Below are 18,190 nucleotides of genomic sequence, written 5' to 3' on the forward strand. Positions count from 1 at the left end.
GTGGATCGGGGTGATCCGATCCGGCGATAAGCGTAGCGGATGGTGGGTCGGGGCCGGGTGGGTGTCGGGGTGGGGCGTGCCGGTGTGGTGGGTCAGCCCAGGTGCCAGCTGAGGGTGCCGTCGGTGGCGGTGAGGACGGCGAGCAGGAGCAGGTCGGCGGCGCCGAGGGTGAGACCCAGGAGGGCGCGGCCGCGGCGGGTGGTGCCGCGGGTGAGGGCGAGGGTGCCGAGGACCAGTGCGCAGGGGCCCAGGACGACGTTGAGGACCAGGGTGCCCACCAGGCCGAGGACGAACGAGGCGATGGCCATGCCGTCGGCCTGGGAGGAGCGGGCGGCGGAGGGCCGCTTCGCCGCGGGCGCGGTGGTGGCGGTCGTTGCCGGGGCGGTGGTGAGGGTGGTCATCGGGGGGTCCCCTCGGTGTGGTGGCGGCGTTCGCGCAGGTAGAAGACGAGTAGCCAGACGGTGATGACCGCGGCGGCGATGAGGGTGACCGGGACGGGGAGGTGCGCCGCGGTGCCCAGCGCGATCCCCATCAGGAGGAGGGCTGCGACGAGGAAGAGCATGGTCTGCCTTTCCGGGGCCGGTTCCGGCGGGGGGAGGCCCGGTGCGGGGTTCCGCGGTGGAGCCGGCCGTATGGGTTTGAGAGGACAGTTGTTCACTGACTTCTTCAGTGTACGACTGGGGGAGAGTGGATTGGTTCGGAGAACGGTTGTTTACTGGATGACATGAGTCACAGTGTGGGTGGAGTCCGCCAGGCGCAGAAGCAGAAGACCCGTCAGGCGCTGCTGGACGCGGCGCTCGGGCTGCTGGAGGAGCAGAGCCTGAGCAGCCTGGGGCTGCGTGAGGTGACGCGGGTGGTGGGCATCGCCCCGGCCGCGTTCTACCGGCACTTCCGGGATCTGGGGGAGCTGGGCGTCGCGCTCGTCGAGGAGGCGCTGGGCAGCCTCCATGTGATGGTGCGCGCGATCCTCGCCGAACAGGATGCGGCGGAGGAGCGGATAGACCGTACGGTCGCGGTCGTCGAGCGGCACGTACGCGAACACCCCGCGCACGTACGGTTCGTGGCCCGGGAGCGGCGCGGTGGGGTGCGGGCCGTGCGGCATGCCATCGCGGGGGAGCTGGACCGGTTCGCGGAGGAGGTCGCCGAGGCGCTCAAGACCCAGCCGGTGTCGGAGGGTTGGCGGGACGAGGACGTGCGGATGCTGGCCGAGTTGTACGTCGACCGGCTGGTGACGACCGCTGCGGAACTGCTCGACGCCCTGGAAGAAGGGGGCGAGGGGGCGGGCGAGCGGGTCGTGTGGCGCGCGCGGCGACAGTTGCGGTTGATCAGCATCGGGCGGCGGCACTGGCGGGAGGAGGGAGGGGTTTCCGGGGAGTGAGGGGCGTGACGTGAGCGAGGGGCGTCAGGGGCGTCAGGGGGTTCTGGGGTGGGCGGGGGTGGTGCGGACGCGGTAGGTGCCGTCGGTGTTCTCGGTGAGGACGGTGACGGTGACGCCGCTCGTGTGGTCGGTGAAGGTCTCGCCGGGGCGGAAGGTGGCGTCCGTCAGGTCCGCTTCGACGTAGTGGGCGTCGCTGTAGCAGCCGCGGCTGTGCGGGGTGGCGTCGACGACCCGGACGGGGGCGCGGCCCGTGGGGACGTCGGTGGCCACGTGGTAGACGAGGACGCCGGGGCGGCAGACGATCGGGTCCAGGAGGCCGCTGGCGCGGGCCTCGACGACGAAGGCGGTGTGCGGACCCGTCGGGATGACGACGATCTTGGTGCCGCCGGGGGTGGAGATCGGGGTGAGGACGTGCTCGGTGGGCGTCCCGCCGGGCGGTGTGCAGTGCACCTGGCCGGGGGCGAGCCAGCCCATCTTCCATTTGTGCCAGCCGAGGAAGTCGTTGGTCGGTCCCCAGTCCTCGTCCATGGGGTCCCAGTGGCCCACCGGGGTCGCACCGCTCCGCTCGTCCGTGTAGTAGAGGTCGGGGAGGCCGAAGGAGTGCGCGTTCTCGTGGTTGAGGACCCGGAAGGCGCTCAGGCCGGTCTGCCGGCTCCAGATGAAGGAGACGTTCTGGAACGGCGCCCCGCGGCCGCTCTTCAGGCCCAGGTCGGCACCGCTGAAGGTGACCGACAGGACCGTGTGGGTGGCGGGCGGCCCCGCGTTCGGGGACGTGATGACGTTGACGACGTCGTAGTCGCGGAGGTCCACGAGCGGGTCCACGGCGTGCACGAGCTCCCGGGAGAGGGCGTGGTAGCCGCTGTCCGAGGCCGGGTCGAAGTCCGCGCCGCGGGTGATGCCGTACGCCTCCAAGGGGCGTGACATGCGGATCCAGCGGAAGAGGGGCTTGGGGACGTAGGAGAGCCGTCCGTACGAGCTGGTGCGGAAGTAGTCGGTCACGGCCGGGAAGAACTCGGCGAAGCGGGCCATGGGGGAGAGCTCGGCGGGGGCGTCCGGGAAGTCCACGAAGAGGGTGAGGGCCCGCACGGTGCCGGCGGCGCGGGCGAAGCCGGCGGGGGTGGGGGCGGATTCCGCCACGTCGTCGCTGATGCCGGGGAGGGCGCACGGGCCGCTGGGGAGCGCACCGGGAGGGACGGCGGCGGGGGCACCGGGGGGTGGTGGGGCGGGCTTGATGCCGGGGGGTGGTGTGGGGGCCTTGGGCGGCGCGGGGGCCTTGGGTGGTGTGGGGGGTGCGGGTGGTGTGGGGGGTGCGGGTGGTGTGGCGCGAGGGGTGGGGGTGGGAGGTGGGGCGGCGGTGGCGGCGGGGGGTGCGGTCAGGGCGAAGGCGGCTGCCGCGCAGGTGCCGGTTGCGGCCAGCGCGACGCAGATCTTGTGCGTCAGGGCACGCATGGGGCTGCCCCGGTCTTGCCGGTGCCGGTGCCGGTGCCGGTGCCGGTGCCGGCGGTAGCGGCGGTGGTGGCGGTGTCAGCGCTGGTGCCGGTACGGGTGCTGGTGCAGGTGCCGTTGCGGTGCTTACCGGTTGTTCTGCCGTGCGGGCCGGTGACCGTGGGGTGCGGGCCGGGGTGTGGCCGGGCCTTCCTGGTCATCGGGCGGGTGCCTTCTGCCTCATGGTGTTCAGCCTGCGGCGGGGGATGGTCGCTCGCGCGTGGGGGTGCGTCAAATGGAGGGGTGGTGTGGTGCGGAGGGATGGCGGCCGCAGGTTGTCGGCTTGCGCCTGGACACGTATGGGGGCGGCGTTCGCCGCGGCGGTGGTCGTGCGCTGTCGGTTCTTCCGTAGGGGTGCGGGGGAGCGCTGTGGCGGCCTTTTCTGTCCCTGGCGGGAGGGGCGGCCATGGTCGTGTCCCACGTCACACCACGGGTGGGAAATATCCGGGGAGCTGGTCCCCGTTTAGCTGGGTGTTGGGTGAAGCGGGGAGCGGTTCCCCGGTTCCGTGGATGTGGTCAGTGCGAAGGGGGTGTGCCGACGTGACCGGAGTGGAGCGGGTGAAGAGTGTGGTGAAGAGTGTGCAGCCGCGACTGCGGGCCGATGCGGTGCGCAACCGGGAGCGGATCATCGCGGCCGCGCGGGAGACGATGGTCGAATTCGGGGCCGAAGTGCCGTTCGACGAAATCGCTCGACGCGCGGGTGTCGGTAATGCGACGCTCTACCGTCACTTCACGGATCGCCGGGAGTTGATCCACCACGTCACGCTTTCCGTCATGTCCCGTATCGCGGACCGCGCGGAGCGCGCCCTCGCCGAAGAGTCAGATGCCTTCGAAGCGCTGAGGCGTTTCGTCCACGATGCAGTGGAGGAGCAGATCGGGGCGCTGTGCCCCTTGCTCTCCGACGGTTTCGACCCGGCCCATCCCGATCTGCTCGCGGCGCGCGAGCGCCTGGACGCGGCCATCGCGGCCGCCATGGGTGCCGCGCGCGACAGTGGCCAACTGCGTCCCGACGTCGCCGTCGGTGACCTGATGGTCGCGCTCACCCAGCTCACGCGCCCGTTGCCGGGCAGTGGCTGTATCGACTTCGACAAGTTCGCGCACCGGCATCTGCAGCTGTTCCTGGACGGTCTGCGGGCCCCCGGCTGGTCCGAACTGCCCGGTTCCGCCGTCACGTTGGAGGACCTGAGGCACCGCTGCTCGTGAGCCGCGGCGGCGCGTGAGGGGCGGGGCGGGGACGTCCGGCCCGGCGCGCCTCACGTCCTCGGTGTTCTCCTTCAAGGCGTTTTCTCCGGTGCGCCCCGTGTGGGTGCCTGGTTTTTCATTCCCGTCCGTATACGTACGTCCCGATCCTTCTTCCCTACCCCACTCCGCTCCTCTCCTCTTCCCTGTTCCGCTCTGCTTCTCCGTCCCGCGCTTTCTTCTCCGTTCCGCTCCCCTTGTTCGCTCCGTACTTCTTCTCCGCTCCTTACGCACCACTAGGTGGACCTCGTCATGCCTGAAACCGCCCCGTCCGTCGATTCACGGCGCTGGAAAGCGCTGATATTCATCGCCCTCGCGCAATTGATGGTCGTCCTCGACTCGACGATCGTGAACATCGCGCTGCCCTCCGCCCAGAAGGACCTGGGGATCAGTGACGCCAACCGGCAGTGGGTCATCACGGCCTACGCGCTGGCCTTCGGCGGACTGCTGCTCTTCGGTGGGCGGATCGCCGACCTGTGGGGCCGGCGCCGGACCTTCATCATCGGCCTCATCGGCTTCGCGGTGGCCTCCGCGCTCGGCGGGGCCGCGGTCAACGAAGGGATGCTGCTGGGCGCGCGGGCGCTCCAGGGCGTCTTCGGTGCGCTGCTCGCGCCCTCCGCGCTGTCACTGTTGGCGGTGACCTTCACGGAGGCCCGGGAGCGTGCCAAGGCGTTCGGCATCTTCGGTGCGATCGCCGGTGGCGGTGGCGCGGTCGGGCTGATCCTCGGCGGTGTGCTGACCGAGTACATGAACTGGCGCTGGACGTTCTTCGTCAACATTCCGTTCGCCGCGATCGCCGCGACCGGTGCGGTGCTGGTCATCCGCGAGCCCGCGGAGGGCCGCAACTCCTCCCGGCTGGACGTGCCCGGCGTGATCCTGGCGACGCTCGGCCTGGTCTCGCTGGTCTACGGGTTCACCCGGGCCGAGTCCGACGGGTGGCTGGCCGGTGTGACGCTGGGCCTGTTCGCCGCGGCGGCCGTGCTGCTGCTGACGTTCGTCCTGGTCGAGTCGAAGGTGGCGGCGCCGCTGCTGCCGCTGCGGGTGGTCGCCGACCGGAACCGCGCGGGTGTCTACGCGTCGCTGGGCCTGGCCGTGATCGGGATGTTCGGTCTCTTCCTGTTCCTGACCTACTACCTACAGATCGTGAAGGGGTACACGCCGGTGATGACCGGTCTGGCCTTCCTTCCGATGGTCGCCGGCATGATCACCGGCTCGACGCAGATCGGCGCCCGGCTGATGACCCGGGTGCGGCCGAGGCTGCTGATGGCGCCCGGCTTCACGGTCGCCGCGCTCGGCATGCTCGTGCTGACCCAGATCGACCTGACCACGTCCTACCCGGCGCTGATCCTGCCCGGCTTCATCCTGATGGGCCTGGGGATGGGTACGGCGTTCATGCCGGCCATGTCGCTGGCCACGCACGGGGTCCAGCCGCGGGACGCCGGCGTCGCCTCCGCGATGGTCAACACCTCGCAGCAGGTCGGCGGCGCGATCGGTACCGCCCTGCTGAACACCATCGCGGCCAGCGCCACCGCCGCGTACGCCACCTCGCACGCGGCCGGCGCGCGCTCGGCGGACCTGCTCAAGCTCCAGTCGATGGTGCACGGCTACACCTCCGCCATCTGGTGGGCGGTGGGCATCCTGGCCCTGGCGGCGGTGATCGCGTTCACCTTGATCAACACCGGGCGGCCGGGCGGCGGTTCGCCGGTGGCCTCGTCGGACGGCGGCGCGGGGGCGGACGCCGGTGCCGGTGCCGAGGACGCGGTGCAGGTTCCGGTGTTGGTGCACTGAGGCCCGCACGGCGGGCAGTGGCAGAGGGGGCGCAGCGGCCGGTGTGGCCGCTGCGCCCCCTTGCCTCCTCCATGACGCGAAACCACCCGAAGGCGTGGCGCTGCGTCGGCCTCCCTTGGCTTCGCTGAGGGGTCAGCGGAGCCAAGGGAGGTCGGCGCCCTGCGGCTGGAGGCCGTCGGCGATCACGCAGCAGATCTCGTCGAGTTGGCCGATCTGCTCCGGGGTGAGGCGGTCGAAGATCGCGGCCCGGACCGCGTTGACGTGGCCGGGTGCGGCCTTCTCCAGGATCCGCAGCCCCTCGTCCGTGAGGTAGGCGTTCTGGCCCCGCTTGTCGGACGCGCAGTTCTCGCGCCGGACCCAGCCGTTCTTCTCCAGGCGGGCGACGGCGTGGGAGAGGCGGGACCGGGTGATCTTGGCGTTCTGGGCCAGCTCGGTCATCCGCATCCGGCGCCGCGGCGCGCGGGAGAGTTGGACGAGCAGGCCGTAATAGACGTGCGGCATCCCGGCGTCACGCTGAAGCTGGCGGTCGAGGTGGTCCTCCAGGAGCGTGGTGGCGTGGAGGTATGCCTGCCAGGCGTGCTGCTCCTCGTCGTCGAGCCAGCGCGGCTCGGTCGCGGGTTCGTTGCTCATGCCATCCACTCTCTCACCGCCCCGCGAATTATTGAATGTTTAACAATAGGGCTTCGGCTGAGAATGGCCCTTCCGGTTGGGGTGGCCGGTTGGGGTAGTTGGTCGGTGGGGTCGGCCGGTGGGGTCGGCCGTGTGGTCGATCGGTGTGGCCGATCGGGGTGGACCCGGTGCCGGCGGGCGTTCGGTGCGCGGGGGATCCGGGCGCGGGGGATCCGGGTCTGACATAGGCGCGGCCCGTGCCGCGTGGGGTGGCGGGCATCGTCGCGCGACATCGGTTAACGCCAGTGTGACGCCGTTACACCGTTATGTCGGCAATGTCGACACTATTTCTCGGTCAGATCGCGCATCGGCCGGATCCTGCTTCGGTCGGATTGCGCTTCGGCCGGATCGCGCATCGGTCGGACTGTCTTCGGCCGGGTTCCGCCTCGGTCGGATCGTGCTGGCGTCGTGGCGATGTCCCGGCGTGATCAGCCCTCGCCCGGCGTGATCAGGTCCAGGGAGCGGAGTGCGGCCAGCAGCGCGCGGTCGTCGCCGTCCGCGGTCCAGGAGGCGACGTCGAGAGCGGTGTCGGTCAGTTTGATCGCGTGCTCGTCGCCGTGCGCGGCGGCCCGCTCGAAGACCTCCTCCGGGCTGAGCGGTCCGGCCTTGAGGGGCGGCAGTGGCTCGTCGGGACTGTAGACGGAGGTGAGCGCGGCGCTCGCCGCCCAGGCCGCCCCGAACGACGCCACCCACAGCTCACGGGGGAGCACCGGGAGGGTGCGCAGGATGGCGTTGGGCGCGGTGGCCGCATGGACCAGCAGGACCGCGTGGCCGTGGCCGTAGTCGAGGTAGCGGTGGGTGGCGGCCCGTACCAGCGCGGTCAGCTGGTCGCGGGCGTCGTCGGGGCCCTGCGGCGCGCGCAGCGACTCGGCGGCGGCCAGCCAGCCCGCTGTGCCGGGGAGCTGGGCCAGCCCGTCGATGACCGACGCCTGCTGGTTGGCGACGTGCGGGAGGGCGGCCAGCGCGTCGTCGGGGGCGGTGGTGCCGCTCGGTCGTACGGACACCGGCAGGGTGGTGTGACGGGCCGCCCAGTAGCCGATGGCGTGCGCCAACTCGGCGATCCGCGGCTCCTCTTCACCCTGTTCCAGAAGGGTGCGCACGGCGTGGCCGACGCGGATCACCGGGTGGGTGGCGGCGCCCGCGATACCGGGCAGCAGCCGGGGCCACCACTCGGCGAGCACCTCGCGCCAGGGGCGTTCGGCGACCTGGCGGGTCAGGTACGCGGTCCAGTCGGTGACCCGGCGCGGATCGCCCAGCGCCTCCTGCCAGTTGGCGTCGGTGATCGTGGTCCGCGTGCTCGGCACGTCCTCCAGGTGGGTGGCGTAGACGTCGAGCCAGCGGTGGACGGTACGCGCCTGGCCGTGCCGGACCAGGGCCTCCACGGCCATCGGGCCGTGATTGCTGAGGAACCCGTTGAACTCGGGGCCGGTGGCGTGGAGGCGTTCCAGGGCTTCGTCGAGTGTGCCGCTCGTCGTATCCATGGCCCGAGGCTAGGTCCGGGCTCGGCAGCCGGGTAACGGGCCGCGGACGGATCTTCAACCGGCCTGCGGGACTACGACATTGGTCGTACGGCGGTAGGTACGGGGGCGCGGCGGACGGCGGGTGGGGCGCTGTCGCGGGGCCGTGCGCCGGGCGTTGTCAGTGGCGGGTGGGACGCTGAAGTCATGCGGTGCGGTGGGGCGTTGGAGGTGGAGGGGCGGGTGTTGTACCGCCGTGTGGATGTGGATGTGGCCGTGGGGGTGGGCGCGAGTGTGGGATCTAGGGGGGCGGGCGAGGACGGGACCGGAAATCCGGACAGGGGGTGTCGGGTATGGGCGGGAGCCTGGACGACATGACGAGCGAGAGCGGGCAACGGGTCGGGAGCGGGGCGGCGAGCGGGGGTGACGCGGTCGGCTGGGCGGCCGTGGAGGCGGCGGCGCCGGAGTTCGCCACGGCGGTACGGGAGCGGTTCGGGCTGTACCGGCACCACGTCCTGGCCACGCTGCGCAAGGACGGTGCGCCGCGACTGACCGGACTGGAGGCGGACTTCCGCCACGGCGAGCTGTGGCTCGGCATGATGACGGGCTCGCGCAAGGCGCTGGACCTGCGGCGGGACCCCCGCTTCGGGCTGCACGTCAACCCCGGCGGGGGGACGGACCTGGCCGGGGGTGACATACGGGTCTCCAGGCGGGCGGTCGAGGTGACCGACCCCGGAGTGAAGGCGCGGTACGCGGCGGCGGTGAAGCCGCCGGAGCCGTTCCACCTCTTCCGGACGCTGCTGACGGAGGTGGTCCGGACGTCCGTCGAGGCGCCGTTCATGAAGCTGGAGATCTGGCGGCCGGGCCGACCGCTGCGCACGATACGGCGGACGTCGGAGGACCCGGAGGTCCTGGAAGGTCCGGGGCTGCTGGGGGCTCCGGGGCTCGCGGAGGCTCCGGGGCTCCCGGACGCGCGAGGTCGGCAGACGGCAGACGGCAGACGGCAGACGGCAGACGGGAGCCGGGAGCCGGGAGCCGGGAGCCGGGAGCCGGGAGAGGGGGGATGGGAAAGGGGAGATGGGGACGGAGGCCGGGCGCCGGAGGCCGGGGCGGCGGTCGGCGGTTGACGGTTGGTGTGTGGGTTAGCCGACGTTGCGGTTGCCGGCGCGGTCGTCGTCCGGTTCCAGGTTCCAGCTGATGATGCGGCGCGGGTGGATGCGGATCACCTCGTTGCTGAAGAACTCGGGGGCCATCGGCGGGGTGTCGAGGGTGAGCAGTTCGGCGCGACCGCGGATCTCCACGCCGCGGCCCCAGCCGGGTGCGATCGGGTCGTCGGCCGGGGCCATGTCGTCGACGAGGAGGGAGACTTCGGGGCGGGCCTGCGCATTGCGGTACTTCTGGCTGCGGCTGAGCGCCGGCCCGCCGATGTCGAGGGTGTCGTCGTCGTTGAGGACGAAGCCGACCGGGCGCACCTGCGGCCCGCCGTTCGGGCCCGTGGTCGCCAGACGGGCCAGCGGCTGATCGGCGAGGTAGGCGCGCTCCCTCGGGGTGAAGACCGGGTCGGTGGACGGGGAGGGGGAGGGGGAGGGGAGCGGCGACGTGTCGGTGGGCTCCGGCGTGTGTGCGGGGACGGGGGGCCGGGTGGGGTTCGGGGTGGGTGCCATGGGGGAGGACGCTAGAACCTCAAGTCTGGCTGAGGTCAAGGGGATTGGCGCCTCCGGTGCGCTCCTGCCGTTCCCGCTGTTCCCGCCGTTCCCGCCGTTCCCACTGCTCTGGGAGCTCCCTGCTCCCGCTGCTCCCGCTGCTCCCGGTGCGCTCGGTCTGCGGCCGTGGTGCTCAGTGCGTGGCCGCTGTGTTCAGCGTGCGGCCGCCTTGACTGCTGTGGCCGCCGTGACCGCTGTGGCCGCTGCGCTCAGTGTGCGGCGTGGATGCGGTGGTGTCCGGCCGCGTGCGGTTCCCGGGGGCGGTGCAGGCCGTGCGGCTCGCGTGCGCGGTGGGTGCGGAAGACGTAGAGCGAGACGAAGAACATCACGAAGAACATGCCCAAGCCCCACCCCACGGAGGTCAGCACCGACGGCGCGCTGCCGCCGAGGGAGTAGAGCCAGCCCATCGACGCCCCGAAGAGCGCGCCGTACGCCAGCGCGCGGGTCTCGGTGATCATGGTCGACTGGAAGTGCACCAGCGTCACGCCCAGGATCCCGGTGACCACCGCCGCGATCAGTCCGAGGAGCGCGGCCTGGCCGCCCTTGGTCCCGCCCGTGTGGGCCATCCAGATCGTGTAGCAACCGAAGCAGAGCGCCGCGATCACCGGGAGCGCCACGGAGGGCGGGGGGCGGCGCATCATGTCGGCCGCGGAGCGTCCTTCGGGACCGGAGGCCGACGCGCCGTGCTCCGGTTCGACGGTGCCGTGCGAGCGGGCGGCCCGGGCTTCGGGCGGTCCGCCCTGGCGAGCGGGCTGGTCACCGTGCGCCTGCTGGTCACCATGCGCGTGCTGGTCCATGACGGGCTCCTCTCGTTCGCCCCTCTTCCAGTCCAGGCGACACCCGGGCGCCGGCGCTGGCAACCGGAGCGGCTAGGCGCGCCGCTACACGTACACGGGCCCTCGCCGCTACTGCTTCCGCTGCCGCTACCGCAGGTCCTTCTGGTACCAGGCGACGTCCCAGTAGCGGCCGAACTTCCGGCCCACCTCGGTGAACGTGCCGAGCGGACGGAAGCCGAAGCGGGCGTGCAGGCGGCCGGACGCCTCGTTGGGCTGGGTGATCCCGGCGTAGGCGCGGTGCACGTCCTCGTCGGCCAGCGCCGCGAAGAGCGCCCGGTACAGGAGCGTGCCGACGCCCCGGCCGGCGGCTTCCGGCGCGCAGTACACGGTCGTTTCCACGGAGGTCGCGTACGCGCCCTTGGGGCGGAAGGCGCTGCTGGTCGCGTAGCCGAGGAGGGCGCCGGCGGAGTCCTGCGCAACCAGAAGGCGGTGCGGGCCGTCTTTGGGGTGGGAGAGCAACCAGGGGCGACGTTGTGCGGGGCTGAAGGGCTCCGTGTCGAATGTGATGGCCGTCTCACGGATGTAGTGATTGTAAAGATCCGTAAGGGCTGTGAGGTCCGTCTCGGCGCCCGCTCTGACCTGCACTTCCCTGCGCTCAGTCATCATCTGTCCTCCCGCGTGACGGCGCAGGGTACTGCATGATCAGAAAAATCGGGGCGCGGCTTGGGAATTCTGTCCGGATTCCAGCCGTTGTTTCCTTCGGACGGGTCAGCCGGTTCGGTCCCCTGGAGGTCCATAGACCGACGACCCGCCCCACTGTCCCGCGACCGACTCAGCGCAAAGGGAGCACCCGCATGGCAACCCGTGCCGTCGCCCGTCGTCAGGCCAGCACCACCGGCTCTGGCCAGGCCAACAGCGTTCGCGCAGCAGGCGGAGACATCGCCGACCGCGACCTGGTCGGCATGTACCTCGACGAGATTGCGCGCACGCCGCTGCTCGACGCCGCCAAGGAGGTCGAGCTGTCCCAGACCATCGAGGCGGGCGTGTACGCCCAGCAGATCCTGGACGGAGAGATCACCGACGGCAATGCCGTAGGCGCCGGCCGTGAAGAGCTCGAAGCGCTGGCCGCCGACGGCGACCGGGCCAAGGACGTCTTCATCCGGTCCAACCTGCGTCTGGTCGTCGCCGTCGCCCGCCGATACCCGCGCTCCGGCCTCCCTCTGCTCGACCTGATCCAGGAGGGCAACGCCGGCCTGGTGCGCGCCGTCGAGAAGTTCGACTACGCCAAGGGCTTCAAGTTCTCGACCTACGCGACGTGGTGGATCCGTCAGGCCATCACCCGCTCCATCGCCGACCAGTCCCGCACCATCCGGCTCCCCGTCCACCTCGTAGAGGAGCTTGGCCGGATCCGCCGGGTGCAGCGCGAGTTCAACCGCGAGAACGGCCGCGACCCGGAGCCGGCGGAGGTGGCCGGCGAGCTGGGTTCCACGGCCGCCCGGGTCACCGACGTCCTGGACTGGGCCCGCGACCCGGTCAGCCTGAACATGTCGGTCGACGACGACGGCGACACCCAGTTCGGCGACCTGCTGGAGGACACCTCCGCGGCCTCGCCCGAGCAGTCGGTGCTCACGCTGCTGCGCAGCGAGGAGCTGGAGGACCTGATCGACCGCCTCGACCAGCGCACCGCATCGATCATCAAGGCCCGCTACGGCATCGAGGACGGCCGCGAGCGGACGCTGACCGAGGTCGGCAAGCAGCACGGTCTGACCCGTGAGCGGATCCGCCAGATCGAGAAGCACGCGCTGCTGGAGCTGAAGCGGATGGCGCGGGACACCGGGTTCGACGCGGCGGCCTGAGCCGCGTCCTCCGGGGGCGGGCCCGTACGGGGCGCGTCCATGAGGCGAGCGCCCGTCCCGGTGCGGGGCTGACGACGCGCGGCGAAGCGAGCCGCGCGGACGCACCCGCGCGTGCAGCGAGTGGGCGAGTGGGCGTGCGGTGAGCCCGTGGGCGTGCGGTGATGCCGGGCGTGCGGTGACGCCGAGCCTGCCGTGACGCTGAGCGAGCCGTGATGCCGAGCGTGCCGTGACGCCGAGCGTGTGCGGTGACGTCGAGCGTGTGCGGTAACCCCGAGCGTGTGCGGTAACCCCGAGCGTGCAGTAGATCCATGTGGGGCGAGCCCCGGTGCCGTAGTGGCGTCGGGGCTCCTTTGTGTTCTGCGGGCGGTTCCGCCGGGGGTGCCGCGCCGCGCCTGGCCGCATCGCATCGCATCGCGCCGTGCCCAGGGCCGAGACGTCGTGCGATGCCGTGCCCGTTTGGGTCCGATTGCATGCCCGTATCTGTTTACTCGGCGGAAAGATGGGCGTAGCGTCCCGATGAAACCACAAGTTCGGGCATGGAACGGACACAGACGCAGATGTACGCACCTGAGCGCCAGCAAGAGATCCTGCGGCTCGCCCGTGAGAGCGGGCGGGTCGATGTGCTCTCCCTCGCCGAGGAGTTCCAGGTCACCGCGGAGACCGTCCGGCGCGATCTGAAGGCGCTGGACCGCGCCGGCCTGGTCCGCCGGGTGCACGGCGGCGCCATCCCGGCCGGCCGGCTGGACTTCGAGCCCGACCTCGCCGAGCGGGACGCGGTCGCCGCCGACGAGAAGCAGCGCATCGCTCGGGCCGCGCTCGCCGAACTGCCCGGCGGCGAGGGCCCCGGCAGTGTGATCCTCGACGCCGGCACCACCGCCGCCCGGCTCGCCGCCGAGATCCCGCTGGAGGCCGAACTGACCGTGGTCACCCACGGCTTGCCGGTCGCCGCGCGGTTGGCCGACCACCCCGGCCTCACCCTCCACCTCGTGGGCGGCCGGATCCGGCACCGTACGCGGGCCGCGGTCGACGACTGGGCGCTGCGCGCCTACCGGGAGATCAACGCCGACGTGCTCTTCCTGGCGACCAACGGCTTCTCCCTCGACGGCGGGCTGACCACCCCCGACCTCGCCGAGGCCGCGGTCAAGCGGGCGTTGATCGCCGCCGCCCGCCGGGTGGTACTGCTCGCCGACTCCGCCAAGTTCGGGCAGCAGCACTTCGCCCGCTTCGGTGCGCTGTCGGACGTGGACCTGTTGATCACCGACACCGGGCTGAGCCCCGAGGACGCCCTCGCCATCGAACGCGCCGGCACGGAAGTGATCCGCGCATGACGCCGCCCACCGCGACCAGCACCCACGTGGGCGTTCCTGCGACCACCACCCGTACGGGCGTCGCCACGGTCACCACCCACGCCGGCGTCACCGCGACCGCCACCCACGTAGCCGCCACCGTGCTCACCGCGACAGACGCATTAGGCGCGACAGACACGACAGACACGACAGACACGACAGGCGCAGCAGGCGCAGCAGGCGCAGCAGGCGCAACAGACGCAGCCGCCGCGCCCCGCCCGCGCACCCGCCGCGACGCCCGCCCCGCCCGCACCCCCCTCACCGCCGGACCGGTACACCCATGATCATCCTCACCGTCACCCCCAACCCCAGCCTGGACCGCACCTACGAGATCCCGGCGTTGGAGCGCGGCGCCGTCCTGCGGGCCACCGCCGACCGGATCGACCCCGGCGGCAAGGGCGTCAACGTCTCCCGGGCGGTTGCCGCCGCCGGCCACCGCACCCTCGCCGTCCTGCCGTTGGGCGGCCCCGCGGGCGCGGCGCTGGCCGGGCTGCTGCGGGACGAGGGCATCGACGTGGCGGGCGTACCGGTCGCCGGGCAGACCCGCTCCAACATCGCCGTCGCCGAACCCGACGGCACCCTGACGAAGATCAACGCGGCCGGTCCCGAACTGACCGCCGACGAGTCCGAGGCACTGCTGGCCACGGTCGGCGAGCGCTCCGCCGGCGCCGACTGGATCGCCTGCTGCGGCAGCCTGCCGCGCGGCCTGGCACCCGAGTGGTACGCGGAGTTGGTAGCCCGGGCGCACCGCGCCGGCGCCCGGATCGCCCTGGACACCTCGGGCCCGTCGCTGACCGCGGTGCTCCGCGAACGCCCCGACGTCGTCAAACCGAACGCCGAGGAGCTGGCCCAGGCCGTCGGCCGCCCCCTGACGACCGTCGGCGACGCGGTTACGGCCGCCGAGGAACTGCGCTCCTGGGGCGCCCGGGCCGTCCTGGCGTCGCTGGGCGCGGACGGGCAACTCCTGGTCGACGCGGACGGCGCCCGCTTCGGCAGCGCCCCGGTCGCCGCCGTACGCAGCAACGTCGGCGCCGGGGATGCCTCGCTCGCCGGCTTCCTCGCCGCGGGCGGTACCGGTGCCGTGGCGCTGGCGGCGGCGGTGGCGCACGGCGCGGCGGCCGTACAGCTGCCCGGCAGTCTGATGCCGACGCCCGCGGACCTGGCCCCGGAGCGGGTCACGGTGACCGCCGAGGCGCCGCTCGACCGGGCGTTGACGGAGCCGGTACCCGATCCCCCCGCACCCCGTCCCCACCGCCCGCACGGCGGTACCGCGCGCAAGGGAGCCCGCGATGAGTGAGCTGATCACCACGGATCTGGTCGATCTCGACCTGTCCGCCGCAACGAAGGACGCCGCCGCCCGCACGCTGGCGGAGCGGATGGCCGCCGCCGGGCGGGTCACCGACCTGGAGGGCTTCCTCGCGGACGTGGCCGCCCGCGAGGCCCAGATGCCGACCGGCCTGGATGGTGGCATCGGCATCCCGCACTGCCGCAGCGCGCACGTCACGGAGCCGACGCTGGCCTTCGGGCGCAGCGCGGCCGGCATCGACTTCGGCGCCGCGGACGGCCCGGCCGACCTGATCTTCCTGATCGCGGCCCCGACGGGCGGTGACGCGGACCATCTGTCGATCCTGTCGTCGCTCGCGCGCCAGTTGATGGACGAGGCGTTCACGGGCGCGCTGCGGTCGGAGACCGCGCCGGCGCGGGCGGCGGCGCTCATCCGGGGCGAGGAACCGGAGCCGGAGTCAGACGCTCCGCGACCCGCGGACGGCCCCGAGCCCGAACCCGCGGCCCCCGCGCCCGAACCCGCGGCCCCCGCGCCTGAACCCGCGGCCCCCGAGCCCGTACGGCCCGCCGCTGAGCCCGCCGCCCCCGCCGCCGCGACACCCGCCCCCTTCCGCATCGTCGCCGTCACCTCCTGCCCCACCGGCATCGCGCACACCTACATGGCTGCCGAATCCCTGGAGAAGGCCGCGCGGGCGGCCGGCGTCGAACTCACCGTGGAGACCCAGGGATCGGCCGGATTCCAACGCCTCGACCCGCAGCTGGTCGCGGCGGCCGACGGCGTGATCCTCGCCCATGACGTCGAGGTGCGGGACCGGGAGCGGTTCGCCGGCAAGCCGGTCGTCGACGTCGGGGTGAAGGCCGGCATCAACCGCCCCGCCGCACTCATCGCCGAGGTACGCGAGAAGGCCGCCCGGGGAGAGTCCGCCGCCGCGCCGGCACCCTCCACCGCCCCTATGGACAGGGGCGCCGAGACCACCGACGGCTACGCCACCCGGCTCCGTACCTGGCTGATGACCGGGGTGAGTCACATGGTGCCGTTCGTTGCCGCGGGCGGTCTGCTGATCGCCCTGGCCTTCGCGATCGGCGGCTACACCGTCAACAAGGCGCCGTCGGTCGCCGACCACTTCCTGTGGACCGAGTCGGCCAGCTGGGCGGCGCTGCTCTTCCAGATCGGCAGCACCGCCTTCGGCTTCCTCGTCCCGGTCCTGGCCGGCTTCATCGCGTACGGCATGGCGGACCGGCCCGGCCTGGTGCCCGGCTTCGTCGGCGGGGCGATCGCGCTCACCGTCAACGCGGGTTTCCTCGGCGGGCTGATCGCCGGTCTGCTGGCGGGCGCGGTGGTGCGGGCGATCCAGCGGATCGACGTACCGCCGGTGCTGCGCGGCATCATGCCGGTGGTGGTCATTCCGCTGGTCTCCTCGGCGGTGGTCGGCTTCCTGATGTTCCTGGTGGTCGGCAAGCCGATCGCCGCGCTCCAAAAGGCCCTCACCGGCTGGCTGTCCGGCCTCTCCGGCGCCAACGCCGTGATCCTCGGGGTGCTCCTGGGCCTGATGATGTGCTTCGACCTGGGCGGGCCGCTCAACAAGGTCGCCTACGCCTTCGCGGTCGGCGGCCTGGCCAACCCCAATCCGGGGAGCCTGAAGGTGATGGCCGCGGTGATGGCGGCCGGCATGGTCCCGCCGCTGGCGATGGCGCTGGCCACGACCGTACGGGGCCGCCTCTTCACCCGGGCCGAACGGGAGAACGGCAAGGCGGCCTGGGTGCTCGGCGCGTCCTTCATCACCGAGGGCGCCATCCCGTTCGCCGCCGCCGACCCGCTGCGGGTGATTCCCTCGGCGATGGTCGGCGGCGCGGTCACCGGCGGCCTGTCGATGGCCTTCGGCTGCACCCTCCGCGCCCCGCACGGCGGCATCTTCGTCGTCCCGTTGATCGGCCAGCCGCTGCGCTACCTCCTGGCCATCGCCGCCGGCACCGCCGTCAGCGCCGCCCTGGTCGTCCTCCTCAAGCGCTTCCGGACGCCGGCGGCGGCACCGGGCACGGACGGACCCGTACCCGCCGACGCCGCGCACCCCCAGGTGAGCACGCACCGCGAGGTAACCACGCACTAAAGAGTGGGTACTTGTCCGGAACTGCGCTCCCGCCAAGACTGATCAGCAAGAGATCAGCAAGAGATCAGTGTGAATGAGGCGGGAGCGCAGTTCCGTTATGGCAGTGGACAATTCGGCAGACAATTCGGCAGGCAACTCGGCGGCGAATTCAGTGGAAAGCGCGGTCCGGGGAACGGCGCGACAGAGCGTTTCGGTAATCGGCCTGGGCGATATGGGAACGGCGCTGGCGACGGCGCTCCTGGCGGCCGGCCATCAGGTAACCGTGTGGAACCGTACGGCACGCAAAGCCGACGGGCTGGTGGAAAAGGGCGCCCGGCGCGCCGAATCCCCGGCCGCGGCGATCGCCGCGAGCGAGGTCGTGCTCGTCTGCATCCTGGATTACGCCGACGTCGCGCCGCTGCTGGCCGCCGACGGCGCCGGTGCGGCGCTGAAGGGCCGGGTCGTGGTCAATGTGACCAATGGTTCGCCGGCCGAGGCGCGGGCGCTGGCGGATCGGGTTTCCGACCTCGGCGCGGAATATCTCGACGGCGGCATCATGGCCGTTCCGGACCTCATCGGGAAGCCGTCGGCCTTTGTGCTCTACAGCGGCGCGAAGGACGCTTTCGAGAGGTCCCGCGGGGTGCTGGACTCCTTCGCGCGGAGCGTTTATCTGGGCACGGATCCCGGATTGGCGCCGCTCAACGACCTCGCTTTGCTGAGCGGAATGTACGGCATGTTCGGCGGTTTTCTGCACGCGGCCGCGCTGATGCGTTCGGCGGACCGGAACGTCACCGCATTCACCCGGGAGGTGCTGATGCCATGGTTGCGGGCGATGGCTGAGAACCAATTGCCGGCGATGGCGGCGCAGGTGGACTCCGGGGATTACGGCGTCACCGGCTCCAACCTCGCCATGCAGGTCTCGCACGACGCGATCGGCGACGCCAGCCGGGCGCAGGGCGTCAGCACGGAACTGTTCGACCCGCTGTGGGAGCTGATGAAGCGCCGGGTCGCGGACGGCCACGGCCAGGAGAGCATCGGGGGAGTGCTGGAACTGCTGCACCCCAGGGAGCGGCGGGCGTAGCCCCGGCCCGGTGGACGACGAGGCGGTGACCGCCCTCCTGG

At 72.0% G+C, this 18,190-nt stretch carries 17 protein-coding genes and 1 pseudogene; 9 read left to right on the forward strand and 9 right to left on the reverse strand.

Annotated elements, in window-relative coordinates; all coding sequences use genetic code 11:
- Positions 1-92: 92 nt before the first annotated feature.
- Positions 93-401 carry a hypothetical protein gene (locus ACO0M4_RS21885; RefSeq protein ID WP_430372543.1) on the reverse strand — a complete coding sequence of 103 codons (309 nt, stop codon included), beginning with the start codon at positions 399-401 and terminating at the stop codon, positions 93-95.
- The gene (locus ACO0M4_RS21890) at positions 398-562 is read right to left on the reverse strand and encodes a hypothetical protein (protein WP_430372544.1); all 165 of its coding nucleotides are present in this window, start codon (positions 560-562) and stop codon (positions 398-400) included. The genes ACO0M4_RS21885 and ACO0M4_RS21890 overlap by 4 nt, the downstream gene beginning before the upstream one ends.
- A gap of 162 nt (positions 563-724) precedes the next feature.
- On the opposite strand from ACO0M4_RS21890, the gene ACO0M4_RS21895 reads away from it, so the two are divergent.
- The gene (locus ACO0M4_RS21895) at positions 725-1,378 is read left to right on the forward strand and encodes a TetR family transcriptional regulator (protein WP_430372545.1); all 654 of its coding nucleotides are present in this window, start codon (positions 725-727) and stop codon (positions 1,376-1,378) included.
- A 33-nt stretch (positions 1,379-1,411) separates the two neighbouring features.
- Here the strand turns inward: ACO0M4_RS21895 and ACO0M4_RS21900 are convergent, their stop codons facing one another.
- Positions 1,412-2,827 (reverse strand): M6 family metalloprotease domain-containing protein, encoded by a 1,416-nt coding sequence (locus tag ACO0M4_RS21900; protein ID WP_430372546.1) that lies wholly within the window; start codon positions 2,825-2,827, stop codon positions 1,412-1,414.
- The gene (locus tag ACO0M4_RS21905; RefSeq protein WP_430372548.1) at positions 2,815-3,024 is read right to left on the reverse strand and encodes a hypothetical protein; all 210 of its coding nucleotides are present in this window, start codon (positions 3,022-3,024) and stop codon (positions 2,815-2,817) included. Before ACO0M4_RS21905 ends, ACO0M4_RS21900 begins: the two co-directional genes overlap by 13 nt.
- Positions 3,025-3,403: 379 nt before the next feature.
- Between ACO0M4_RS21905 and ACO0M4_RS21910 the strand changes: the two genes are divergently transcribed.
- Both ACO0M4_RS21910 and ACO0M4_RS21915 read left to right on the forward strand, forming a co-directional pair.
- Positions 3,404-4,066 carry a TetR/AcrR family transcriptional regulator gene (locus ACO0M4_RS21910; protein ID WP_430372550.1) on the forward strand — a complete coding sequence of 221 codons (663 nt, stop codon included), beginning with the start codon at positions 3,404-3,406 and terminating at the stop codon, positions 4,064-4,066.
- A gap of 288 nt (positions 4,067-4,354) precedes the next feature.
- Positions 4,355-5,890 carry an MFS transporter gene (locus tag ACO0M4_RS21915; RefSeq protein WP_430372551.1) on the forward strand — a complete coding sequence of 512 codons (1,536 nt, stop codon included), beginning with the start codon at positions 4,355-4,357 and terminating at the stop codon, positions 5,888-5,890.
- Between the two features lie 132 nt (positions 5,891-6,022).
- Here the strand turns inward: ACO0M4_RS21915 and ACO0M4_RS21920 are convergent, their stop codons facing one another.
- Positions 6,023-6,520 (reverse strand): MarR family winged helix-turn-helix transcriptional regulator, encoded by a 498-nt coding sequence (locus ACO0M4_RS21920; RefSeq protein WP_430372553.1) that lies wholly within the window; start codon positions 6,518-6,520, stop codon positions 6,023-6,025.
- 467 nt (positions 6,521-6,987) lie between these two features.
- A complete protein-coding gene (locus ACO0M4_RS21925) occupies positions 6,988-8,040 on the reverse strand; it encodes a questin oxidase family protein (protein WP_430372555.1) in 1,053 nt (350 codons plus the stop codon).
- A gap of 422 nt (positions 8,041-8,462) precedes the next feature.
- On the opposite strand from ACO0M4_RS21925, the pseudogene ACO0M4_RS21930 reads away from it, so the two are divergent.
- Positions 8,463-8,918, forward strand: a pseudogene (locus ACO0M4_RS21930) (pyridoxamine 5'-phosphate oxidase family protein); the annotation flags it as partial.
- Positions 8,919-9,158: 240 nt separating this feature from the next.
- On the opposite strand, the gene ACO0M4_RS21935 reads toward ACO0M4_RS21930, so the two are convergent.
- The 3 genes from ACO0M4_RS21935 to ACO0M4_RS21945 all read right to left on the reverse strand — a co-directional run bounded on the left by ACO0M4_RS21935 (position 9,159) and on the right by ACO0M4_RS21945 (position 11,161).
- A complete protein-coding gene (locus ACO0M4_RS21935; RefSeq protein ID WP_430372556.1) occupies positions 9,159-9,680 on the reverse strand; it encodes a PPOX class F420-dependent oxidoreductase in 522 nt (173 codons plus the stop codon).
- Between the two features lie 248 nt (positions 9,681-9,928).
- Positions 9,929-10,516 (reverse strand): hypothetical protein, encoded by a 588-nt coding sequence (locus tag ACO0M4_RS21940; RefSeq protein ID WP_430372557.1) that lies wholly within the window; start codon positions 10,514-10,516, stop codon positions 9,929-9,931.
- Between the two features lie 126 nt (positions 10,517-10,642).
- Positions 10,643-11,161, reverse strand: coding sequence for an N-acetyltransferase family protein (locus ACO0M4_RS21945; protein WP_430372559.1), 519 nt, complete (start codon positions 11,159-11,161; stop codon positions 10,643-10,645).
- 188 nt (positions 11,162-11,349) lie between these two features.
- On the opposite strand from ACO0M4_RS21945, the gene ACO0M4_RS21950 reads away from it, so the two are divergent.
- The 5 genes from ACO0M4_RS21950 to ACO0M4_RS21970 all read left to right on the forward strand — a co-directional run bounded on the left by ACO0M4_RS21950 (position 11,350) and on the right by ACO0M4_RS21970 (position 18,149).
- The gene (locus ACO0M4_RS21950) at positions 11,350-12,351 is read left to right on the forward strand and encodes a sigma-70 family RNA polymerase sigma factor (protein WP_430372560.1); all 1,002 of its coding nucleotides are present in this window, start codon (positions 11,350-11,352) and stop codon (positions 12,349-12,351) included.
- 557 nt (positions 12,352-12,908) lie between these two features.
- The gene (locus ACO0M4_RS21955; RefSeq protein WP_390022358.1) at positions 12,909-13,679 is read left to right on the forward strand and encodes a DeoR/GlpR family DNA-binding transcription regulator; all 771 of its coding nucleotides are present in this window, start codon (positions 12,909-12,911) and stop codon (positions 13,677-13,679) included.
- 301 nt (positions 13,680-13,980) lie between these two features.
- Positions 13,981-14,994, forward strand: coding sequence for a 1-phosphofructokinase (gene pfkB / locus ACO0M4_RS21960; RefSeq protein ID WP_430373888.1), 1,014 nt, complete (start codon positions 13,981-13,983; stop codon positions 14,992-14,994).
- A complete protein-coding gene (locus tag ACO0M4_RS21965) occupies positions 14,987-17,089 on the forward strand; it encodes a PTS fructose transporter subunit IIABC (RefSeq protein ID WP_430372561.1) in 2,103 nt (700 codons plus the stop codon). Before pfkB ends, ACO0M4_RS21965 begins: the two co-directional genes overlap by 8 nt.
- 97 nt (positions 17,090-17,186) lie before the next feature.
- A complete protein-coding gene (locus ACO0M4_RS21970; protein ID WP_430372562.1) occupies positions 17,187-18,149 on the forward strand; it encodes an NAD(P)-dependent oxidoreductase in 963 nt (320 codons plus the stop codon).
- Positions 18,150-18,190: the final 41 nt, after the last annotated feature.

Origin of the sequence: Streptomyces sp. RGM 3693 (assembly GCF_050471125.1) — a bacterium.
GTDB lineage: Bacteria > Actinomycetota > Actinomycetes > Streptomycetales > Streptomycetaceae > Streptomyces.